This is a genomic window from Streptomyces roseifaciens (assembly GCF_001445655.1).
In the GTDB taxonomy this organism is placed as follows: Bacteria; Actinomycetota; Actinomycetes; order Streptomycetales; family Streptomycetaceae; genus Streptomyces; species Streptomyces aureoversilis.
Genome location: NZ_LNBE01000004.1, coordinates 1,748,837 through 1,768,499, shown reverse-complemented (window position 1 = coordinate 1,768,499; position 19,663 = coordinate 1,748,837). Strand labels below are relative to the sequence as shown.

The 19,663-nt window shown below is 69.7% G+C and carries 15 protein-coding genes, 1 tRNA gene, 1 other RNA gene and 2 pseudogenes; 9 read left to right on the top strand and 10 right to left on the bottom strand.

The features are described 5' to 3' along the window. Nucleotides 1–139: 139 nt before the first annotated feature. Complete coding sequence (locus AS857_RS25090) at nt 140–421, top strand: hypothetical protein (RefSeq protein WP_058045504.1); 282 nt, start codon at nt 140–142, stop codon at nt 419–421. Nucleotides 422–484: 63 nt separating this feature from the next. Here AS857_RS25090 and AS857_RS25085 read toward each other — a convergent pair whose 3' ends face one another. The 8 genes and pseudogenes from AS857_RS25085 to ffs form a co-directional block, all read right to left on the bottom strand. Beyond that, entirely contained in the window at nt 485–1,459 is a 975-nt protein-coding gene (locus AS857_RS25085) for a helix-turn-helix domain-containing protein (RefSeq protein WP_079110609.1), read from the bottom strand. A 174-nt stretch (nt 1,460–1,633) separates the two neighbouring features. Beyond that, nucleotides 1,634–2,656 carry a methyltransferase gene (locus tag AS857_RS25080; RefSeq protein ID WP_058045502.1) on the bottom strand — a complete coding sequence of 341 codons (1,023 nt, stop codon included), beginning with the start codon at nt 2,654–2,656 and terminating at the stop codon, nt 1,634–1,636. Nucleotides 2,657–2,900: 244 nt separating this feature from the next. After that, nucleotides 2,901–3,557, bottom strand: coding sequence for a DUF5063 domain-containing protein (locus tag AS857_RS25075; RefSeq protein WP_058045501.1), 657 nt, complete (start codon nt 3,555–3,557; stop codon nt 2,901–2,903). Next, the gene (gene recR / locus AS857_RS25070; RefSeq protein WP_058045500.1) at nt 3,550–4,149 is read right to left on the bottom strand and encodes a recombination mediator RecR; all 600 of its coding nucleotides are present in this window, start codon (nt 4,147–4,149) and stop codon (nt 3,550–3,552) included. Before recR ends, AS857_RS25075 begins: the two co-directional genes overlap by 8 nt. 86 nt (nt 4,150–4,235) lie before the next feature. Further along, nucleotides 4,236–4,580 carry a YbaB/EbfC family nucleoid-associated protein gene (locus AS857_RS25065; RefSeq protein WP_079110608.1) on the bottom strand — a complete coding sequence of 115 codons (345 nt, stop codon included), beginning with the start codon at nt 4,578–4,580 and terminating at the stop codon, nt 4,236–4,238. Nucleotides 4,581–4,809: 229 nt separating this feature from the next. Beyond that, a pseudogene (locus tag AS857_RS39670) lies at nt 4,810–5,589 on the bottom strand (DNA polymerase III subunit gamma and tau); the annotation flags it as partial. Between the two features lie 74 nt (nt 5,590–5,663). Continuing rightward, nucleotides 5,664–7,502: a DNA polymerase III subunit gamma and tau gene (locus AS857_RS36865; protein ID WP_245700460.1), complete on the bottom strand. Its 1,839-nt coding sequence runs from the start codon at nt 7,500–7,502 to the stop codon at nt 5,664–5,666. Between the two features lie 110 nt (nt 7,503–7,612). Next, nucleotides 7,613–7,707: signal recognition particle sRNA small type (ffs, locus tag AS857_RS36725), an RNA gene on the bottom strand. Between the two features lie 99 nt (nt 7,708–7,806). On the opposite strand from ffs, the gene AS857_RS25055 reads away from it, so the two are divergent. Beyond that, a tRNA-Ser gene (locus AS857_RS25055) sits at nt 7,807–7,894 on the top strand. A 477-nt stretch (nt 7,895–8,371) separates the two neighbouring features. Further along, the gene (locus AS857_RS25050) at nt 8,372–11,431 is read left to right on the top strand and encodes an N-6 DNA methylase (RefSeq protein WP_058045498.1); all 3,060 of its coding nucleotides are present in this window, start codon (nt 8,372–8,374) and stop codon (nt 11,429–11,431) included. 50 nt (nt 11,432–11,481) lie between these two features. Here the strand turns inward: AS857_RS25050 and AS857_RS25045 are convergent, their stop codons facing one another. After that, nucleotides 11,482–12,978, bottom strand: a complete 1,497-nt coding sequence (locus AS857_RS25045; protein ID WP_079110606.1) for a tyrosine-type recombinase/integrase — start codon at nt 12,976–12,978, stop codon at nt 11,482–11,484. On the opposite strand from AS857_RS25045, the pseudogene AS857_RS25040 reads away from it, so the two are divergent. After that, nucleotides 12,959–13,477 (top strand): annotated as a pseudogene (locus AS857_RS25040) (mobilization protein); the annotation flags it as partial. The gene AS857_RS25045 and the pseudogene AS857_RS25040 overlap by 20 nt on opposite strands. Before the next feature lie 50 nt (nt 13,478–13,527). On the opposite strand, the gene AS857_RS25035 reads toward AS857_RS25040, so the two are convergent. After that, nucleotides 13,528–14,880, bottom strand: coding sequence for an NsdA family TPR-like regulatory protein (locus AS857_RS25035; RefSeq protein ID WP_058045496.1), 1,353 nt, complete (start codon nt 14,878–14,880; stop codon nt 13,528–13,530). Nucleotides 14,881–15,296: 416 nt separating this feature from the next. Here AS857_RS25035 and AS857_RS25025 point away from each other — a divergent pair, with 416 nt between their 5' ends. The 5 genes from AS857_RS25025 (at nt 15,297) to AS857_RS25005 (ending at nt 19,663) form a co-directional block, all read left to right on the top strand. Next, complete coding sequence (locus tag AS857_RS25025) at nt 15,297–15,500, top strand: hypothetical protein (protein WP_058045494.1); 204 nt, start codon at nt 15,297–15,299, stop codon at nt 15,498–15,500. A gap of 103 nt (nt 15,501–15,603) precedes the next feature. After that, a complete protein-coding gene (locus AS857_RS25020; RefSeq protein WP_058045493.1) occupies nt 15,604–16,725 on the top strand; it encodes a sugar-transfer associated ATP-grasp domain-containing protein in 1,122 nt (373 codons plus the stop codon). Between the two features lie 12 nt (nt 16,726–16,737). After that, nucleotides 16,738–17,667 carry a hypothetical protein gene (locus tag AS857_RS25015; RefSeq protein ID WP_144440890.1) on the top strand — a complete coding sequence of 310 codons (930 nt, stop codon included), beginning with the start codon at nt 16,738–16,740 and terminating at the stop codon, nt 17,665–17,667. Nucleotides 17,668–17,717: 50 nt separating this feature from the next. Then, on the top strand, nt 17,718–19,097 hold the full coding sequence (cysS, locus tag AS857_RS25010; RefSeq protein ID WP_216824013.1) for a cysteine--tRNA ligase: 1,380 nt from the start codon (nt 17,718–17,720) through the stop codon (nt 19,095–19,097). Continuing rightward, nucleotides 19,094–19,663 carry a 2OG-Fe(II) oxygenase gene (locus AS857_RS25005; RefSeq protein ID WP_079110605.1) on the top strand — a complete coding sequence of 190 codons (570 nt, stop codon included), beginning with the start codon at nt 19,094–19,096 and terminating at the stop codon, nt 19,661–19,663. The genes cysS and AS857_RS25005 overlap by 4 nt, the downstream gene beginning before the upstream one ends.

The following is a 19,663-nucleotide window of genomic DNA, read 5'->3' as shown; positions in this document are numbered from 1 at the left end:
CCGCCCCGTCCAGCGCATCGAGCAGACCGGTCATGCCCCCGCGGGGAGCCGAGCACCAAGGCTCCCGGGCGGGGGCGGCACGTGTCCGGCGGAAAAACCGTCCACCAGGGCAAGAGCCCTTTCACCGAAGGAACCCGCCATGACCTCACGGCCCCGCAGTCTCCTCGCCCTCACCACCCCCGACAGCGCCCTCCGTCGCGCGGCCGCCATCACGGCGGCCCGGCTCGCGGCGCTGCTGCCGCCCGGCTGGTACGCGGACCTGCACCTCACCGAGGGCGGGGACATCCACGTACGGCCCGCCGGACCGGGCGGGGCCGGGGACGAGGCGCTGGCCGGCGCGCTCGGCCACCCGGCCCTGCAGGGCTGGCGACTCGCTCAGAACGCGGAGGCGGCACCCTGCCCCGCGTGCCCGGCCCCGTAGCCGGCGCACGCCACGCCGGCCTGCGGGGGTACGAGCCCCGTAGCGGCAGGCACGGGCACGGGCTCAGATCCAACCCCGTTCCTTCGCCTGAACGGCGGCCTGGAAGCGGCTGCTGGCGTCCAGCTGGCCCAGCACGTTGGCCACGTACCGCTGGAACGTCCGCAGGGAGACGCCCAGTTCACGGGCCGCGACCTCGTCCTTGTCGACCCGCGAGAGCACGTCCAGCACCTGCTTGTCGAGCTCGGAGAGCGGGTCCTCGCCGCCGCCGTCCACGGTGGCGATGTCCACGGCCGACTGCCAGGTGTGCTCGAAGAGGTCCACGATGCTGGTCACCAGGCCCGGTTGGCGCACGACGACGGCGCCGCGCCGGCTCTCCCCCGGGTCGAGCGGGACGACGGCCTGGCTCCGGTCGTAGATGACCATCCGCTGAACCGGTTCCTCGACGCAGCGGATCTGCGCCCCCGCCGATCCGAGCTCTTCCAGATAGGCCTTGGTCAGGGCGTCCTGCAGGGCCTCGCGCACGACGATCATCCGGAAGGTCAGGCCGCGGCGCAGACAGCGCATGTCGAGCGGACGGGCCGCCTCGATGTTCTTGACCCGCCAGGGCGAGCTGGGGTGGATCGCCATGACCTCGCGGTACGCGAAGAAGGCCAGCTCGTCCAGCCGGTCCCAGATCTCCTGGCCGCCGGTGACGTGCTCGATGTCCGCCGCCGGGGCCCGCACCCCCTGCCGGAACTCCTGCCCCAGCTCGGACACCGCCGATCTGGCCGCGTCCACCTGCTGCATCCGCGCCCGCAGGCCGGCCAGGGCGTCCTCGATGAGCCGCTCCACGCCGATGGCGGGGTCGACCGCCGTGCCCCCGCCCTCGCGGGTGTGCACCAGGCCGAGGCGGGCCAGCCGCTCCAGAGCGGAGCAGACCTCCGAACCGGCCAGCCCCAGCGCCTCGCAGATCTCCTCGACGGTTCCTTTCTCCCCCTTCAACAGGAACCGGTAAATACGCTCTTCTTCCTCAGTGACTCCCAAACACCCCAGGAGCACTTCATCCCCCCACTTCTCGGCAGCTCCCTACGATCAGGACCAATGGCCGATACTGGCACGGCTTTCCAGCCAGATGATCAAGCAGAGGAACGTTTGACCCTTGTTTTACTGCGGGCAGGTTTGGCCTTCACCTGCGGCGGAACCGCACGCCCCGGCCGGTCCGGCGCCATGGCGCTATTCGGCCACCGCTTCGATGATCGAGGCGAAGGCCTCCGTGGCGATGATCCGGTCCATCCGGAAGCCCGCCTCGCCGAGCAGCGCGCGGAACTCCTCCTCCGTACGCTCCCGGCCCCTCAGGCAGGCCAGCATGATGAGGTCCAGCCCCTTGGCGAAGTGCGGGTCGTTGCCCGGCGGCAGGATCGCGTCCACCGCCAGCAGCGTGCCGCCGGGGGCGATCGCCGCGCGGATCGCGCGCAGGATGCGCAGGCAGTCCTCGTCGTTCCAGTCGTGCAGGATGTGCTTCAGCAGGTAGACGTCGCCGCCGGGCGTCACGGCCTCGAAGAAGCTCCCGGCGTCCGTGCGCCAGCGGCCCGCGGTCTCCTTGACGTCCAAGAGGTGTGCGGCGACGGTCTGTTCCTGGTCGAACAGGACGCCCGACAGCCCGGGATTACGGGTCAGCACGGCCCGCAGGAAGCCGCCCCGGCCGCCGCCGACGTCCACGACCGTGCCGGTGGCCGGAAACGCATACGCCTCGGCGACGACCTCGTCCTCGGGGCCGGACATGGCGGCCATGCCCGTGTCGAACCGGGTCTGCGCCTCCGCGTCCGTGTGCAGGTAGTCGAAGAACGGCATGCCGTACGCCGCGTCGAACGGCGTCTCGCCCGTCCGCAGGGCGTCCTCCAGGCCCGCGGCCGAGCGCCGGAAGACCTCCTCGGTGAGCAGGATCATCCCGCTGTGCGCCGAGCCGGGCACGTCCGTGCGGAGCAGCTCGGCGGACGGGGTGAGGCCGAAGGCGCCGTCCCCGTCCTCCTGGAAGACGCCGCGCGTGGCCAGCAGCCGCAGCAACCGGCGCAGCGTCGGCCCGTGCAGGCCCGCGCGGCGGGCGAGCTCGTCGGGCTGCAGCGGGCCGCCGGCGAGGTGGTCGGCGACGCGGTGGACTGTCACGGCGCGCAGCGCGGAGGCCTGGAAGAGGCCGAAGGCGACCTCGCTCAACTGGGCTGCCCGGGCCGGGTGATTGGTGCTGGGATCGACGTCCATGTCCTCATCCCCTCGGGTCGGCTGCTTTGCAGGCTACGAGGGGAGGGAGGACGGGAACGTCGAATTCTCAACTATGGCCGAAGTGCGCTGCGCACAGGGCACAGCCCACAGCGCACTTCGGTGCCGGGCGGGGCCGGTGCCGGCCCGGTTTCGGCTCGGCGCCGGTGCCGGGCCGGGCCGGGCTGGGCTGGGCCGGCACTGGCGCGTGGCCCGTGCCCTGCCCTGCCGTGCCCTGCCGTGCCGGTCAGGCGCCGCGCAGGCCCAGCGGGCCCGCGATCTCCGCCTCCATGACGCGGCCCGCCTCCTCGGCGAGCTGCTCCTCCGTGGCCCCGGAGTCCGTGTCGAGGTCGCCCAGCTCGTCCAGCGGCTGGTCCAGGCGGACGTGGGCGACCAGGGACTGCAGGGCGCGGAGGGCGGCCGAGGCCGTCGGGCCCCAGTTGGACAGGTAGGAGAACTGCCACCACCACAGGGCCTCGCTGACCCGCCCGTCGCGGTAGTGGGCCATGCCGTGCCGCAGGTCGGTGATGATGTCGGCCAGGTCGTCGGAGATCCGGCAGGCGACGGGGGCGGAGCGCGGCACGTACGGGTCGAAGACCTCCGAGTAGACGTCCACGGGGTCGAGGAGCCGTGCGAAGCGCTCCCGCAGCTCGTCGACGTCCGGCTCGGGGCCCACGTCGGGCTCGTACCGCTCGTCGGGGAGGAAGTCCTCGTGCGCACCGAGCCTGCCGCCGGTGAGGAGGAGCTGGGAGACCTCCAGCAGCAGGAAGGGAACGGCACTGTCGGGCTCATCGCCGCGCGACACCTCGGCGACGGCGACGATGAAGCTCTCGATGGAGTCCGCGACCGAGACCGCGAAGTCGTCGGGGTCGCGCTTGGCGTCGTGCAGCGTTGCGTCAGACATCGAGAAGTCGTCTCCCTTCGAAGGCACGCCCGAGCGTGACCTCGTCGGCGTATTCAAGGTCTCCCCCCACGGGGAGGCCGCTGGCCAGCCGCGTGACCTTGAGCCCCATGGGCTTCACCATGCGGGCGAGGTACGTGGCAGTGGCCTCACCTTCCAGATTGGGGTCGGTGGCCAGAATCAGCTCGGTGACGGTGCCGTCCGCGAGCCGGGCGAGCAGCTCGCGGATGCGCAGATCGTCGGGACCGACGCCCTCGATGGGGCTGATCGCCCCGCCGAGCACGTGGTAGCGGCCGCGGAACTCTCTCGTCCGCTCGATGGCGACGACGTCCTTGGACTCCTCCACGACGCAGATCACCGAGGCGTCGCGGCGCGGGTCCTGGCAGACCCGGCACCGCTCCTCCTGGGCGACGTTGCCGCAGACCGCGCAGAAGCGGACCTTGGCCTTGACCTCGGTCAGGGCGTGGGCGAGCCGGCGGACGTCGGCCGGCTCGGCCTGGAGGATGTGGAAGGCGATCCGCTGCGCGCTCTTGGGACCGACGCCGGGCAGCCTGCCCAGCTCGTCGATGAGGTCCTGGACCACGCCTTCATACACGGATCGAATGCTCCTTCTCGGTCTTCTTCAGCTGTGGCGGGTGCGGCGGGGCCGCCGCCGGATGTGGCGGGGTGGCGGGACCGCCGTCAGAACGGCAGGCCCGGGATGCCGCTGCCGCCGCCCAGGCCCTGGGCGAGCGGGCCGAGCTTCTGCTGCTGCAGCTGCTGCGCGGCGGCGTTGGCGTCACGGACGGCCGCGAGGACGAGGTCCGCGAGGGTCTCGGTGTCCTCGGGGTCGACGGCCTTGGGGTCGATCACCAGGGCCTGGAGCTCGCCGGCACCGGTGACCGTGGCCTTCACCAGGCCGCCGCCCGCGGAGCCCTCGACGGGCGTACGGGCGAGCTCTTCCTGCGCCGCGGCGAGATCCTGCTGCATCTTCTGCGCCTGCTGGAGGAGCTGCTGCATGTTGGGCTGGCCACCACCGGGAATCACTGGTTCGCTCCTGGCTCTCGACGACGTTTGTCTCGGTAGCCCGAGCCTACGTGGTCGCCGCCTCCGGCGCCCCATGCCGGGCGAAGAAGAACGGGGGGCGCCCTGGGGCGCATGCGGCGCACCCGGGGATTCCCGCCCTGCTCCCTCTACCCGCGCTGTTCGCTCTGCTCGTCCAGCTCGCCCTGACTGGCCCTGTTCGTCGCTCTGCTCGCTCTGCTCGCTCTGCTCGCTACTCGTTCGCGATCTCTTCGATGACCGTCGCGCCCAGCTCTCGCACGATCAGGTCGTGGCCGGTCAGGGCCGTCTCGTCGAGGTCGGGATCGTCCTCGGCGGGCATGTCGTCCTCGGGGGCGACGGGCGGGGGCTCGGGCTCGCGGTACGCCTGGGCCGCCGGGGGCGGCGGAGGCGTGGGGGACGCGGGCGCCTGGGGCTGGTGGGACTGCGGCTGCTGCGGGGCGGCCGGGGCGGGGGCCGCGGGCCGGGCGGCGGGGGCCGCCGCGGAGGGGGCGTAGCCGCTGCCACTGCCGCCGCCGAAGCCACTCCCTCCACCACCGAAGCCGCTGCCTCCGCCGTAGCCGCCTGCGGGCGCGCCGGGGCCGGTGCTGCTGCCGCCCGCACCGCCTCCGCCGCCTCCCCCGCCGACGATCAGCTCGATCTTCCACTGGACCTGGCCCTGGTAGACGTCGCCGATCGCCTGGCGCAGGACCTCCTCGCTGCCGCTGTTGGCGAAGCTGTCGCGCGCGCCGGCGTTGGCGAAGCCGACCTGGAGGGTGGTGCCGTCGAAGCCGACGACCTCGGCGTTCTGGCTGAGGACGATCCAGGTGAAGCGGCGGCGGTTCTTGACCGCGTCCAGGATGGCGGGCCACATCTGGCGGACCTGGGTGGGATCGCCGACGGACCCGGCCCCGGACCCGCCGGAGGCGGCCGGGGCGGTGGCTGCGGGCACGGGCGCAGGGGCGGGCGCGGCGGGGGCCTGGTGTGCCGGCGGGGCCGGGTCCGTCGGCGATCCCACCCAGGTCCGCCAGATGTGGCCCGCCATCCTGGACGCGGTCAAGAACCGCCGCCGCTTCACCTGGATCGTCCTCAGCCAGAACGCCGAGGTCGTCGGCTTCGCCAACAGCGGCAGCGAGGAGGTCCTGCGCCAGGCGATCGGCGACGTCTACCAGGGCCAGGTCCAGTGGAAGATCGAGCTGATCGTCGGCGGGGGAGGCGGCGGAGGCGGTGCGGGCGGCAGCAGCACCGGCCCCGGCGCGCCCGCAGGCGCCTCAGGCCCCCGCCCCGGCCGCCTCCGGCGGGTCCGGGGCCGGTGCTGCTGCCGCCCGCACCGCCTCCGCCGCCTCCCCCGCCGACGATCAGCTCGATCTTCCACTGGACCTGGCCCTGGTAGACGTCGCCGATCGCCTGGCGCAGGACCTCCTCGCTGCCGCTGTTGGCGAAGCTGTCGCGCGCGCCGGCGGGGCGTGCGGCGGGGGCTTCCGGGGCGGGGGCCTGAGGCGCCTGCGGGGCCGGGGGTGCCTGGTGTGCCGGCGGGGCCGGAGGGGCCGGAGGGGCCACCGGGGACGGCTGGGCGACCGGGGCGGCGGGGACGGCCGGAGCGGGGGCGGCAGCGGGTGCAGGAGCCCCGGAGACCGCCGCGCGGGCGGCGGCCGGACCCGACAGCCCGGGGGCGGGCGCGGGCTGCCCGTACGCCTGGTCAGGGGCGTGCGCGCCCGGCCCCGGCACGTAGCCCGCTGCGGGGGCCATGGGAGCCGTCACGAGCGCGGCCGCACCGCGCTCCAGCTTGTCGAGCCGGGCCCGTACGGACCGCTCGTCGTCGTAGGCGGCGGGCAGCAGCACGCGCGCGCAGATCAGCTCCAGCTGCAGCCGCGGCGAGGTCGCCCCGCGCATCTCGGTCAGGCCCTCGTTGACCAGGTCGGCGGCGCGGCTGAGCTCGCCCGGGCCGAAGACGCCTGCCTGGGCCTGCATGCGCTCGACGAGATCGGCGGGGGCGTCCAGGAGGCCCTTCTCGACCGCATCGGGCACGGCGGCGAGGATCACCAGGTCGCGCAGGCGCTCGAGGAGGTCGGCCACGAAGCGGCGGGGGTCGTTGCCGCCCTCGATCACGCGGTCGACGACCTCGAAGGCCGCGGCGCCGTCGTTCGCCGCGAAGGCGTCGACGACGGCGTCGAGCAGCGAGCCGTCCGTGTAGCCCAGGAGGGACGTCGCCATGGCGTATGTCACACCGTCCTCGGCGGCGCCGGCGAGGAGCTGGTCCATCACGGACATGGAGTCACGCACGGAACCGGCACCGGCGCGCACGACGAGCGGCAGCACGCCGTCCTCGACGGGGATCTTCTCCTGCTCGCAGACCTCGCCCAGGTAGTCACGCAGCGTGCCGGGCGGGACGAGCCGGAACGGATAGTGGTGCGTACGCGACCGGATGGTGCCGATGACCTTCTCGGGCTCCGTGGTCGCGAAGATGAACTTGAGGTGCTCCGGCGGCTCCTCGACCACCTTCAGCAGGGCGTTGAAGCCCGCCGAGGTGACCATGTGGGCCTCGTCGATGATGTAGATCTTGTAGCGGCTGGAGGCGGGCCCGAAGAAGGCCTTCTCCCGCAGCTCACGGGCGTCGTCCACACCACCGTGGGAGGCGGCGTCGATCTCGATCACGTCGATCGAGCCGCGCCCGTTGCGCGCGAGGTCCTGGCACGACTGGCACTCCCCGCACGGGGTGGGCGTCGGCCCCTGCTCGCAGTTCAGACAGCGGGCGAGGATGCGCGCGCTCGTCGTCTTGCCGCAGCCGCGTGGTCCGCTGAACAGATACGCGTGATTGACCCTGTTGTTCCGCAGCGCCTGCTGCAACGGGGTGGTGACATGCTCCTGCCCGATGACCTCGGCGAAGGATTCAGGGCGGTAGCGGCGGTAGAGCGCGAGGGACGACACACGTACGACGATATCGGGCCGCACTGACAAGTGGTCTCGATCACATCTGCAGACCCCTGCAGCCCCCGGCACGAACACCGGACGCGCCCCCGTGGCGGGCCCCGGAAAACACAAGGGCCCCCCACGCACCCGCCAGAGCCCACTTACCCTTGCTGCCTTCCGGCCCTGGGGGAGTTCGGTGAGATAGCGCCACGTGAGGGGCTTGCCCCCAGCCTAGCGGATCCCGGGCAGTGCCCGTACCCGCTCCCCCACCTCCGGACCAGGCGTTCGCGAGCACCCCTCCGCGTCTTGTATTGTTTGCGGCGGAGGATTCGCCTAGAGGCCTAGGGCGCACGCTTGGAAAGCGTGTTGGGGGCAACCCCTCACGAGTTCGAATCTCGTATCCTCCGCCAGTGCCTCACCGGGCACGATGTCGAAGAGCCCCACCGCTTGCGGTGGGGCTCTTCGCGTTCCGTGGTCTCAGTTTTGGTCTCAGTTGCCGCCAAGGACCTTGGTCTGTCCGCGGCGGCGTGGAGGACCGTTCCGGGAAGAGCCTTTTCAGATCCAGCCAGACTGCCGTGGGCCACGGAGCCGTGAGGGGCGCATGTGGCGTCGCTGCGACACGCTCGAGTACGGAAGCTAGGCCCGACACAGAGGTACGTCCGCTTGTTCCCTGCCCGTCAACCAGTCGAACCACTGATCATCTTTGGTCGGCTACGGCAGAATGACGGTGTTCTAGGTTCGCCGCCGCGTCCCGCCGTCGACGTCTGCGGTCTCGGCAGAGGGAAGGAGGAGGGCGCCACAGGTCAGGCCACACCCATCCGGTCTCCCGGACGGGGCAAAGTGTCGGCTTACTCCGACTGGTCGACGCTAGGCGTTCGCCGTATCTCATGACCACTACTCCGCAGACGAACCTCGAGAAGGTGCTGGCGCGGCTCATCGACCGCAAGCCGATGCGCTCCGAGGCGACACTCCAGGCCGATGTCCGCCAGCTGCTGCTCGATGGCGGGCTCAACCTCGAAGAGAACGACCTGAGCGTCGACCTGGAGACCCAGGTCGGCGATGGCCGGCGCATAGATGTCGAGATCGGCTTCACGGCGATCGAGACGAAGAAGGACCTGCGGAGCGCCGCGATCCTCCGAGATGCTGTGAAGCAGCTCGGCGGATACGTGCGCACCCGTACGGAACAGGTCGGCCAGCGGTACGTCGGCATCCTCACAGACGGGGCCGACTGGCGCGCCTACAGCCTGTCCGGCGAGGAGCTGGTTCTGGTCAGCCGTTTCGAGGTGAAGCAGAAGACTCCGCCGACTGACCTGCTGAGGTGGCTGGAGGGCGTGCTCGCCACGGCAGAGGGAATCCGCCCGACGCCCGAAGCGGTCGAAAGCCGTCTGGGCGCAGAGAGTGTGTCGCACAAGCTCGACCGGGCCACCCTGACCGCCCTCTACGCGGAGCACAAGGACCTGCCCACAGTGAAGCTCAAGCGTGAGCTGTGGGCCAGCCTTCTACACAGTGCGCTGGGTGCCCAATTCAAGGACACCGATGATCTCTTTATCGAGCACACGCTGCTCGTGAACAGCGCCGAGATCATTGCGCACCTCGTGCTGGGCATCGACGTCACCGACATCCAGCCCGCCACACTCATGCTGGGACAGCGCTTCGAGCAGGCACAGATCTACGGGGTCGTCGAGTCCGACTTCTTCGGTTGGGTCATGGAGGTACCGGGTGGCGAGGGGTTCGTGCGCACGGTTGCCCGCCGACTCACCCGCTTCGACTGGGGAAAGGTCGAGCACGACGTCCTTAAGGTGTTGTACGAATCGGTTATCTCTGCGGAGACACGGAAGCAGCAGGGCGAGTACTACACCCCGGACTGGCTCGCCGAGAAGGTTGTCGCCGACACAGTGACGGACCCGCTGAACCAGCGGGTCCTGGATCCCTCGTGTGGATCTGGCACGTTCCTGTTCCATTCCGCACGCCGATACCTGGAAGCAGCCGAGGCCGCGGGCCGGCCCCTCCGCGAGACGCTGATCGACATCACAGATCACGTGGCGGGCATCGACCTTCACCCTGTCGCTGTTGCCCTCGCCCGCGTGACGTACTTGCTGGCCATCGGTCGCGATAGGCTGATGTCGGACAAGCGGGGCCCAATAAGGGTTCCCGTCTATCTCGGCGACAGTGTCCAGTGGGAGCAGCGCACAGACCTGCTGGACCACGGTCACCTAGTGATCCGCACGGGCACTGGCGGCCAGCTGTTCGAGAATGAGCTCCGCTTCTCTGAGGACCTCCTCAAAGACGCCGGCCGGTTCGACACCATCGTCAACGAGCTGGCTGACAAGGCAGTGCGCCGTACCCCGGGAAGTACACCCTCCTTGGCCACCCTCTTCAACCGACTGGCCATCTCCTCGAAGGACGACCAGGACGAGCTCACCGCGAACTTCAAGCTGCTCTGCCAGCTAGTCGACGAGGGCCGTAACCACATCTGGTCGTACTACGTGCGCAACCTCGCACGCCCGATGTGGCTCGCGCGAGTGGAGAACCGAGTCGACGTACTCATCGGAAACCCGCCGTGGCTGTCCTACCGCCACATGCCCAGCGAGATGCAGGACCGCTTCAAGGCGATGTCTCAGTCGCGCGGCCTGTGGCGGGGTGACGAAGTGGCAACGCACCAGGACCTCTCAGGCCTGTTCATCGCCCGCGCCATGCAGCAGTACCTAGCTGAGGGCGGCAAATTCGCGTTCGTGGTGCCGAATCCCGTCCTGGATCGCCCGTACTGGACGGGGTTCCGAGCCGGCGACTACCCAGATCCAAACGGTTCTGTAAAGGTCGCGTTCTCTGGTTCGTGGGACCTGCGTCGGCTGCGCCCCCACTTCTTCCCGCGGGGGAGTGCAGTCATCTTCGGGACTCGTATGAAGGTGGGCATCGGCGCCGAAGCCATCGACAACGACCCCATCCCGCTGCCCAAGAACACCGAGCGCTGGACGGGGAAGCTCCCCGGGGCAGGGGTGACCTGGGAGGTCGCCGAGAAGTGGATCACCCGAGAGCCTGCGGAAGTCCAGTACGTACGCGAGGGGCTGATCTCCTCGCCGTACAAGGATCGATTCTGGCAGGGCGCCACGATTGTGCCGCGTGTGCTCTATTTCGTGGAAACGCAGCAGGCTGGCCCACTGGGTCTTGGCGGTGGCCGCGTCGCGGTCCGGTCGGAGCGCAGCAGTACCGAAAAGAAGCCGTGGAAGGACCTTCCTGATCAGGAAGGGGTCGTGGAGACCGAATTCGTTCGCCCCGTCCTCCTGGGAGAGAGCGTCCTTCCATACCGGCTGCTGCCTCCGAGGAAGGCCGTACTGCCTATCGAGGGAGCCAAAACCCTCCTCCACGGTGAGCACCCTCGTCTGGACCTGTACCCGGATCTGGCGAACTGGTGGCGTGCCGCGGAAGAGCAGTGGATGGCTCACCGCAGCAGTGAGCGGCTGACCCTAATTGAACGCCTTGCATTTCACCGGGGCATGTCAATGCAGCTTCCCGCCACCCCCTTGCGCGTCGTCTACGGCAAGTCAGGCATGCACGTCTCCGCAGCGCTGGTGGAGGACCCGAATGCGGTCATCGACCACGTTCTGTACTGGGGCACGGTCGCCAGTCGCGAGGAGGGCATGTACCTGTGCGCCATCCTCAATACCCCTGCCCTGACTGAGGTTGTCCGTCCGCTCATGTCCTACGGCAAGGACGAGCGTCACATCGACAAGGCTGTATGGCAGCTCCCCATCCCAGAGTTCGACCCACTCAGCGCGACGCACAACCGCCTGGTGGCCCTCGGCGCAGCACAGGCCGAACACATCGCGGAGCTGGTCCTCGACGAGTCCAAGGGCTACGTGAAGCTTCGCCAGGTCGTCCGCTCCGTTCTTGCCGATTCCCCGGAGGCGGAAGAGCTCGACCAGTTGGTCCGTCTGCTCCTGGAGTGACGGGCCGATCCCTGGTCCAGGCCGTCAGATCGGCCCGGACCAGGGATGGGTCACCAGTCGTCCGTGTCGCCGTACTTCCCGGGGCACTGCGCGCGATCCACAGCTTGTGCACATGCCTCGGCAAAGGCAGTCTCCACGGCCGCCTTGTCCGTACCGCGCGCGTTGGCCTCGACCTCCTGGCCCGCACCGGGGAGCCGTGCCGTGCGCCAGACCGACGAGCGGCTGGTGTAGGCATCGGTTTCGAACTCCCAGGCTGGCACTGACCACTGTTCGGGGAGTGCTGTCGAATCGCGCTCTCCGCTGGGGAGGAACAGCGCACGGGCGTGGAAGACCACGGTCCGCTCAGGCATCCGATCACGGACCGCCCGTACGCCACCGGGGCCGTTGCGCTCCCAGCGCCCACGATCCCACTCCTCGACCTCGGCCGTTCGGTCCGGCCAGTCCTCGCTCCACTGGGCGACGACCTCGGCAGCATGCTCCCGCCGGAGGAAGGGCACGCGCCGCTCGCCGAGGCGGGCGACGTGGACCATCAGCTCAGCGGGGACAGGGCTCTGGCTGGCGCCAGACAAAGAGCCTCCGACCGCCTGGGCCGAGTCATTGCCCCAGAGGAGCCCGCCGATCTTGTCCGCGGTGTCCTTCAGGACCCGGCTGGTGAGGTGCTGGTAGCGACGCCGCATCCGCGCGGACTTGCCTGGCTCCCAGCCCATGATGGCGTCGACGACCGCGTCCGGGACGCCGAGGATCAGCAGGACGGTGGCCGCGGTGTGGCGGGCGTCGTGGAGGCGGCCGTCTCGGACCTCGGCAGCCTTCAGTAGCTCCTTCCACTTGTGGTAGTCGGTGTTGGGGTTCAAGGGCTCGCCGACCGGCGAGGTGAAGACGTAGCCCTTCTCGGTCCACAGGTCGCGGGCGAGGGCTCGCTCACGGGCCTGCGCCTCCTTGTGGCGGCGGAGGAGTTCCATCAGCTCGTCCGGAGCGCCGATGGGCCTCTGACCGGCGCGGGACTTCGCGCTCTTGGTCTCTCGCCGGGTGTTGATCTTCTGGGGGCAAAAGCCGGGCTTGCGACCGCAGCGATCACCGCAACCGTGCTTGTAGCGGGGCCGTAGCCGGCCACGCCGTACGCGGATCACGCCGAGCTCGAAGTCCACGTCGTGCCACTGCATGCCCAGGACCTCGCCCTGGCGAAGGCCGAGCGCCAGGGCGATGACCCAGCGGGCAGCGTTGCGGTGCTTGGCGGCCTCGGCGAGTAGGCGCTGGACCTCCTCGACCGTGTACGGCTCGACCTCTTCCTCTTCCAGGCGCGGGGCCTTGGCGATCGTGGCCGGATTGACGGTGAGGTGGGCGCGGCGGACCGCCTCGTTGAGGGCCGTGCGGACGGTGCGGTGGACTTGGTGGGCGGTGCCGGCGGCGCTGCCCGAGTCCTGCATCTTCTTGTAGAAGCGCTCCAGGTGCTCGGGTTGGAGCTTCTCCAGGCGGTGGGCGCCGAGGCCGGGGATGAGGTGGTGGTTCACCGCGACGCGGTAGCCGTCGATGGTGTTCTTCCTCGCCATCACCGCGGCGAACTGGCACGCCAAGAAGCACCACGCCCAACAAGCGGCAGCCGCAAGGCAAGCCGCTGAACATCTCCGCGCCGCCTACCAGGCAGCCGCCACCCAGCCCATGGGCGCCCTCCGGCAGCGAGGCCAGCGCATGGCCCTGCATGTTCAGCAACGACAGGCTGCATTCGTCCGCCAGGCGCTGCCGGAGCTGGCCGAACGGATCCTGGCCGAGCCCGGCTGGCCCGCCCTGGCCGCCACCCTCACCGACGTACAGAAGGCCGGACACGACCCGGCCGCCTTGCTCGCCGAAGCCACCCAACGGCGCGAGCTCGACACCGCCACCTCGATCAGCGATGTCCTCGTCTGGCGCCTACGCCGCAGCGCCCACCTGCCCGCCGCACCCGAGGCTCCGCACAAGCCGCCTACCCGCGGCGACAGGCGCACACCGCCTGCGGCACCCGCCGCCCAGCCGGCAGTCAAGACAGCAAGCGACTCAACCCGACGGCGCTGACCGGACAGAGCGGCTGTTGCGCCGACGCCGGGGGCGCCACGGGAGCGCTGTCAGGCGACAGCCGGAAGAGCCTGAAGCCGGTCGCGGAACTCAAGGACCGACGGCACCCCGACGTACGGCTCCAGGTAGTCGCTGAACTTCGTCAGCCGGACGTATGCCCGGTCGGAGCGGACGCGGTTCTCCAGCAGCTCCAGGCCGAGATTGGCGGCGTCCAAGGCCCCGTCCAGGTCCCGGGCAGCCAGGCGGGCCGTCGCCAGGCGGCCGGAGCGTACGGCACGGTCGCGCGGGACCGCTTGGTCCACCGCGATCGCGAGGGCGCTGGTGGCGCGCTCGGGGAAGCCGGAGCGGAGCATGATCTTGCCCTCGGTGGACTTGAGCTGTGCTTCCCCGTACCAGCCCAGCCAGTCGGGGCGGTCGCCTTCGGGGTGGGCGCCCCACAGGTCGTAGGCCCGGTTGAGCGACTTGCCGGCCGCCTCGTGCTGGGTGTCTCGGGACAGGGCTTCGGCTTGATGGAGGTAGAGGTAGGAGGCCGCCGCCGGCGGGAGGGCCGTCGGGGCGTTGCCGATGGCGGTGTCGATGGCGGTGTCGATGAGCTTCACGCGCGCGGCCGTGTCGCCTGAGTCGGAGATGTGGATGCCCATCTCGGCCAGGATGAAGGCGCCGAAGCCGTCGTCCTTCGCGCTGTGTGCGCTGCGGAGGGCGCCGACGTAGTAGCGCTGGCCGAGGGAGCGAAGACCCTTGTCGTAGGCCATCCATCCCGCGAGGTACGACACCCGGGCCGCCGTGGCGTACAGACGGTGTTCGACGGCGTCGGTGTAGCGCCCGTGGTCGAGGAGGCCGGTGATCAGGGCGAGGTCGCTGGTGGCCTGGTCCAGGAGGCGAGCGCCGCCCATCTGGTCGTCGAGCGTGCGGAGGGTGTCCACGCGCGCTTCGATGGTGGTCACCATCGCGTCGGTGACGCGGTCGCCGTCGAATGCCGAGGCGAACGCCTCCGGTGCGGCTGCCCAGTTGGCCGCGACACCCGTCAGCGCGGCACCGGTGATGGAGAGGAACCCCCGGCGATCCATGTGGCCGCTCCTGACCAGATCGGCAAATACCTTCACGGTACCGGCCGGAGTCCATGGGGCCACCAAGGCCGTTGACTCCCAAGCCGGTAGCCATCGGGGCCAGGCCGCCGAGCGTACGTGGTCCTCGGGAACGCCCAGCAGGTGGGCGAGCACCAACTGCGCGTCCGCGTCGGGTTCCTGCCCCTGCTCCCACTTCCAGACCGTCGTCCGGTTGGTGGCCAGCAGTACGCCCAGCTCGCCCCCGCGTTCGCACATGAGCCGGGCTAACTCGGCCTTGCCCCAGCCCTTGCCTTCTCGCACGTAGGTCAGCGGGTGCAGAGCCATCGGGTCAGACATCCCACCTCTCCCCTCAGGTCGGTAGCCAGGAGGTTACTCCCCGTGTGAGGAACGGGGGTTTCTCTCGTTGGAGAAACCCCCGGGAAACGTTCCGGGCCCGTGGTCCACGGCCGTTCACTGGGCCCCACGCCGTTCGGAGCTCAGCACCCGGGCAACCGGCTCCCCCGCCCCGCTCCGGACGGCTCCCAGGACCGCAGCCCGTCATCGGTGCCCCTCACGTGGGTGACGGGCTGCACCACCTCCGAGGAGATCGTGATGAGCCAGCCTCTGCCCGTACGCGCGCCCGGCGCCAGCGGACGCCAGCACACCGTTCCCGAGCGGCCGACCGGTCCGAGCCCGGTCCTCCGTGCCCGCGCCGAATCCGGCTGGGCGAGATTCCTCCGTCGCGGAGCGAGCGACGGTGAGGAGTCCGAGCGGTGAATCCGGTCGACTCCGAAGGCCGGGAGGACCACCCCCTCCTTCACCACCTGGTCCGCGACATCGCGAGCCGGGGCGAAGGGGAACTAACGGAAGTCGTCCACGAGAGGCACGGCGGCCGGCTCATCCGCATCGCCTACATCCAGCCCGCGAACGGCATCGGCTGGTCGACCGCCGCCGACAACATCGGGCCCGCCCGATGAGACAGCGCCTCGCTGTCCTGGCCTACGTAATCGCTGTTACCGCGCTCGTCGTCACGTTGGCCATCGCCGGAAGCCCGGACTACTGAGAAATGGGAGGAGCACCATGAGACGTACCGCGAACCGCGGGTTCAACCACCGCCAGGCCGTGACGGAGGAGTGGTTCCGCACTCGGGTTCTTCCCCGCGTATCCGGATTGCGGTTCCTCCCCTACCAGGTGCGGCAGCTGCGGAGCGAGCACCTTCCCGTGATGCTGCGCGATGAGGACCGGAAGAGCATGGCCCGGATCGCGGGGGATCTGGTGAAGGTCACCAAGCGGTGGCAGTGCCTGCCCTTCCACTACTTCCGCTACGGCGGATACCGGCGCGAGGTGTCCGCCGAACGAGCCTGCTCGTACCTGCCGGAGACGGCCCTGTTCCACCGGCTCCTTCCCCGCGTGAACCGGGACACGATCGACCTGGACGACAAGGCGTCCTGCAAGAAGATCCTCTCCGCGGCCGCCATCCCGCAGCCCACACTGATCGCGAGCGGCGACCACCGCGTCGGTGTGACGTCCGACGGTGAGGCGGTGTCGCTGCCGGACGTCCTCGATCGCGCTTCCGGCTTCGGGCGCGTGGTGGTCAAGCCCTCCCGCTACTCCAGCGGTGGATCCGGCGTCGTGATCGTGTGCCCTGGCGAGGACGGCTTCGACCTGTCGGCCTACGCGGAGCGGTGGGGTACGTGGCTCGTGGAGCAGCACGTGCCACAGCATCCCGACCTGGACGTGTTGAACCCGTACGCCCTCAACACGTTCCGCGTGATCACCCTGCTTCGTGACGGCGCCGCCGAGGTCCGGTACGTGATGTTGAAGCTCGGCGGCATCGACAGCAGGACAGACAACTCGGCCGTCGGCGGCATGCAGATCCGAGTCCACCCCGACGGGCGACTCGACCGCCACGGCTATGACCGGTACCTGAACGCCCACACCCGCCACGGAGTCAGTTCGGTGCCGTTCGCCGACCACCGGATCTCCCGCATGACGGAGGTCCGAGAGCTGGCCGAGCGTTGTGCCCGTCTGTTCCCGCAGGTGCCCTTCATCGGCTGGGACATCGCACTCACGCCCAGCGGACCCGTGGTCATCGAGGGCAACAGCAGCCCTTCCCTCGCACACATCCAGCGCACCCACGGCGGTGTCGCGCTGGAGCTCGTCCCCGCGCTCCGCTCCGTGATGGATCGCCCGATCATCTGACCAGGAGTTCTCGTGGAAAACCTGAAAATGCAGGCCCGCGCTGCGGCCGGCGATCTACTCAAGACGCTCAAGACGATGCCCGAGGTCCAGGCGCTCTACGTCCTTTCCTCCTCGGCCGTCGCGCCGCGCAACGTTACGCGGTTCAGCACGGACTCCGACTTCGACCTGGCCGTCGTCCTCGACGTCCCGATCAAGGAGGACGAGTGGAGGCCGCGGCCGGCGGACACGTACGCCCTGGTCCGGGACCGGCTCCCCGCCTGGGTCCCGGAGTTCAGCTTCCACCTGCCCGTGCCCTGGGGGCGCATGGAGGTCAACGTCCATCAGCTCCTCTTCCAGTACGAGGCCGACCCGCGCACGACGTGGAACAGCGACAAGTGCGACGCCTACGGGAACAAGGGCGAGCCGCTGTTCGACCGCGAGAACGCCTTCGAGACGCTGATCTCCCATAAGACGCGGGAGCAGCTGGAACGGCTGGAGGGCGAGACCCACCGGCTGTACAACCGGATCACCTGGGACGTGCGTGAGATCCCGCTGCGCATGGCTCGGCGGGTCGGCGTGCCCACGGGCCACTTCGTCCTGTCGGGGGCGCTGGACGAGGTCGTGGACTGGATGTACGCCCGCTCGGGTCGGCTGCTGCCAAACATGAAGTGGAAGCTGTACTCCCTCGGTGCGCTCGGCCTGATCAGCGGCGAGCAGGAGAACCTGCTGATCGAGGCCCAGCAGTGCAACCCGCTGTCGATGGTCGACCTGGAGCGGCGATGCGAAGCCCTGGGGGAGTTCTGCCAGTCCGCCGGGATGGACCTGAGCACCGGCGCGATCGCGACCGTGCGGAAGGCTTACCAGCAGGCCAACCACCACCTTCTCGGGGACGAGGCAGCGGCTTTCGCCACCCTGCCATCCCCGGGATTCGTACCCTTCGGCGGGCGCGGCGGTTCCAGTTAGACGCTTATGTCCGGGCTCAGTACGCTGCGTGATCCGCTTACACAGGAGGCATGATGTCGATCAAGGTCCACAACACGCTCACCAACCAGTCGGAGGAGTTCCGCCCCGAGCGGGAGGCCGAGGTGCGGATGTTCGTGTGCGGACCCACCGTCTACGGCCCGAGCCACGTCGGGCACGCGAAGACATACACGCAGTTCGACTTCATCGCCCGGTACCTGGAAGTGAGCGGGTACAGGGTCACGTACCTCCAGAACATCACCGACGTCGATGACAAGATCATCCGGCGGTCGGCGGAGGAGGGCGTCCCGCCGGAGGAGATCGCGGCGCTCTTCGAGAAGCAGTACCTGGAGGACATGGCCGCGCTGGGGAACACTCGCGTCGACGTCCACGCGCGGGCCCACGACCACATTGACGGGATCGTGGACCAGATCAAGCGGCTGATCGAGCGAGGCCACGCCTACCAGCTCGACGACGGCTGGTACTTCGACCTGGCCTCGTTCCCCGCGTACGGCAAGCTCTCCGGCCGCACCGACCTGCGGCCCGAGGACTCGGTGTCGCGGATCGACGACAACTCGAAGAAGCGCAACCCGGGCGACTTCGCGCTGTGGAAGGGCCGCAAGGACGGCGAGCCGTTCTGGGAGACCGTGCTTGGCCCGGGCCGGCCGGGGTGGCACATCGAGGACACCGCGATCACGGAGACGTTCTTCGGACCCTCGTACGACCTGCACGGTGGGGCCGTGGACCTCATCTTCCCGCACCACGAGGCTGAGGTGGCCCAGATGGAAGCCGCCTCCGGGATCGAGCCGCTGGCCCGCTACTGGATGCACACCGGTCTGCTGCGTGTCGACGGCGAGAAGATGTCGAAGAGCACCGGCAACTTCCTCACCATCCGCGACGCCCTCGCCCGGACGGACTTCCGTACGCTGCGGCACGCTTTCCTCTCCCAGCACTACCGCTCCTCCATGGAGCTGAGCGACTCCACGCTGGAGCAGGCCCGAGGGGCACGCCGCCGGATCGAGAACTTCGCCCGGACCATCGACCCCGCGCACACGGACAGCCAGGCGAACGCCGCACGCGCCGCCGATGCCTGGAAGGAGATGCGTGAGCGCCTGGACGACGACTTCGACACCCCCGGCGCCCTCGCCGTCCTGTTCCAGTACATCCGCGAGCAGAACCGCATGGAGGAGCCGGCCGGCCCGGCCGCTATGCGGCTGATCGAGGACGTGAACAACCTCTTCGGCACCTTCGACATCACCGGCCCCGCCCAGAGCGACGCCGCCGTCGACGAACTCGTGAAGGAGCGCGACCGGCTCCGTGCGGCGAAGAAGTTCGCCAAGGCCGACGCGATCCGAGACCAGCTCACCCAGCAGGGCGTGATCCTCGAGGACTCGCCCGAAGGCACCCGTTGGTGGAAGGAGCCCACCTCATGACTTGGAAGAGCCGCTTACCGCTCGTCGTAGAGAGCGCGATCCCCCTCAGCCTCTGCGGAGCGCTGATGGACCACGTGAAGAACCACACCGCCCGCCCGCGTACCTACCAGGGCGTCATCGACGAATCGCTGCGCAAGAGCGAGTACGTCGAGATCCCGACGCACCTGGAGGAGGCGGTCATCGCCCACTGCGCCGCCCACGTGCGCGGCCACTTCGAGATCGCCCCGCAACGGATACCCACCCAGCCGGCGGTCGTCTACCGCTACGGCCCCGGCGTCGGCTTCGTAGCCCACCACGACGAGGTCACCGACATCGAACGCGAGCGGGCCCGGACCAACGGACAGCCCGTCGTCGGCGGCGACCTCACCCTCGTGATCTGGCTCAACACCCCTGACTCCTACGGCGGCGGCGAGCTGTTCTTCGAGAACCCCGCCCAGGAGATCAAGCCGCCCTGCGGCACCCTGGTCGCCTTCCCGGCCACCCGCGACCACATCCACGGCGTACGGCCGATCACGAGCGGCGAACGCGTCACCCTCGTCGTACGCATCGATGCCGAACGCCTTTGA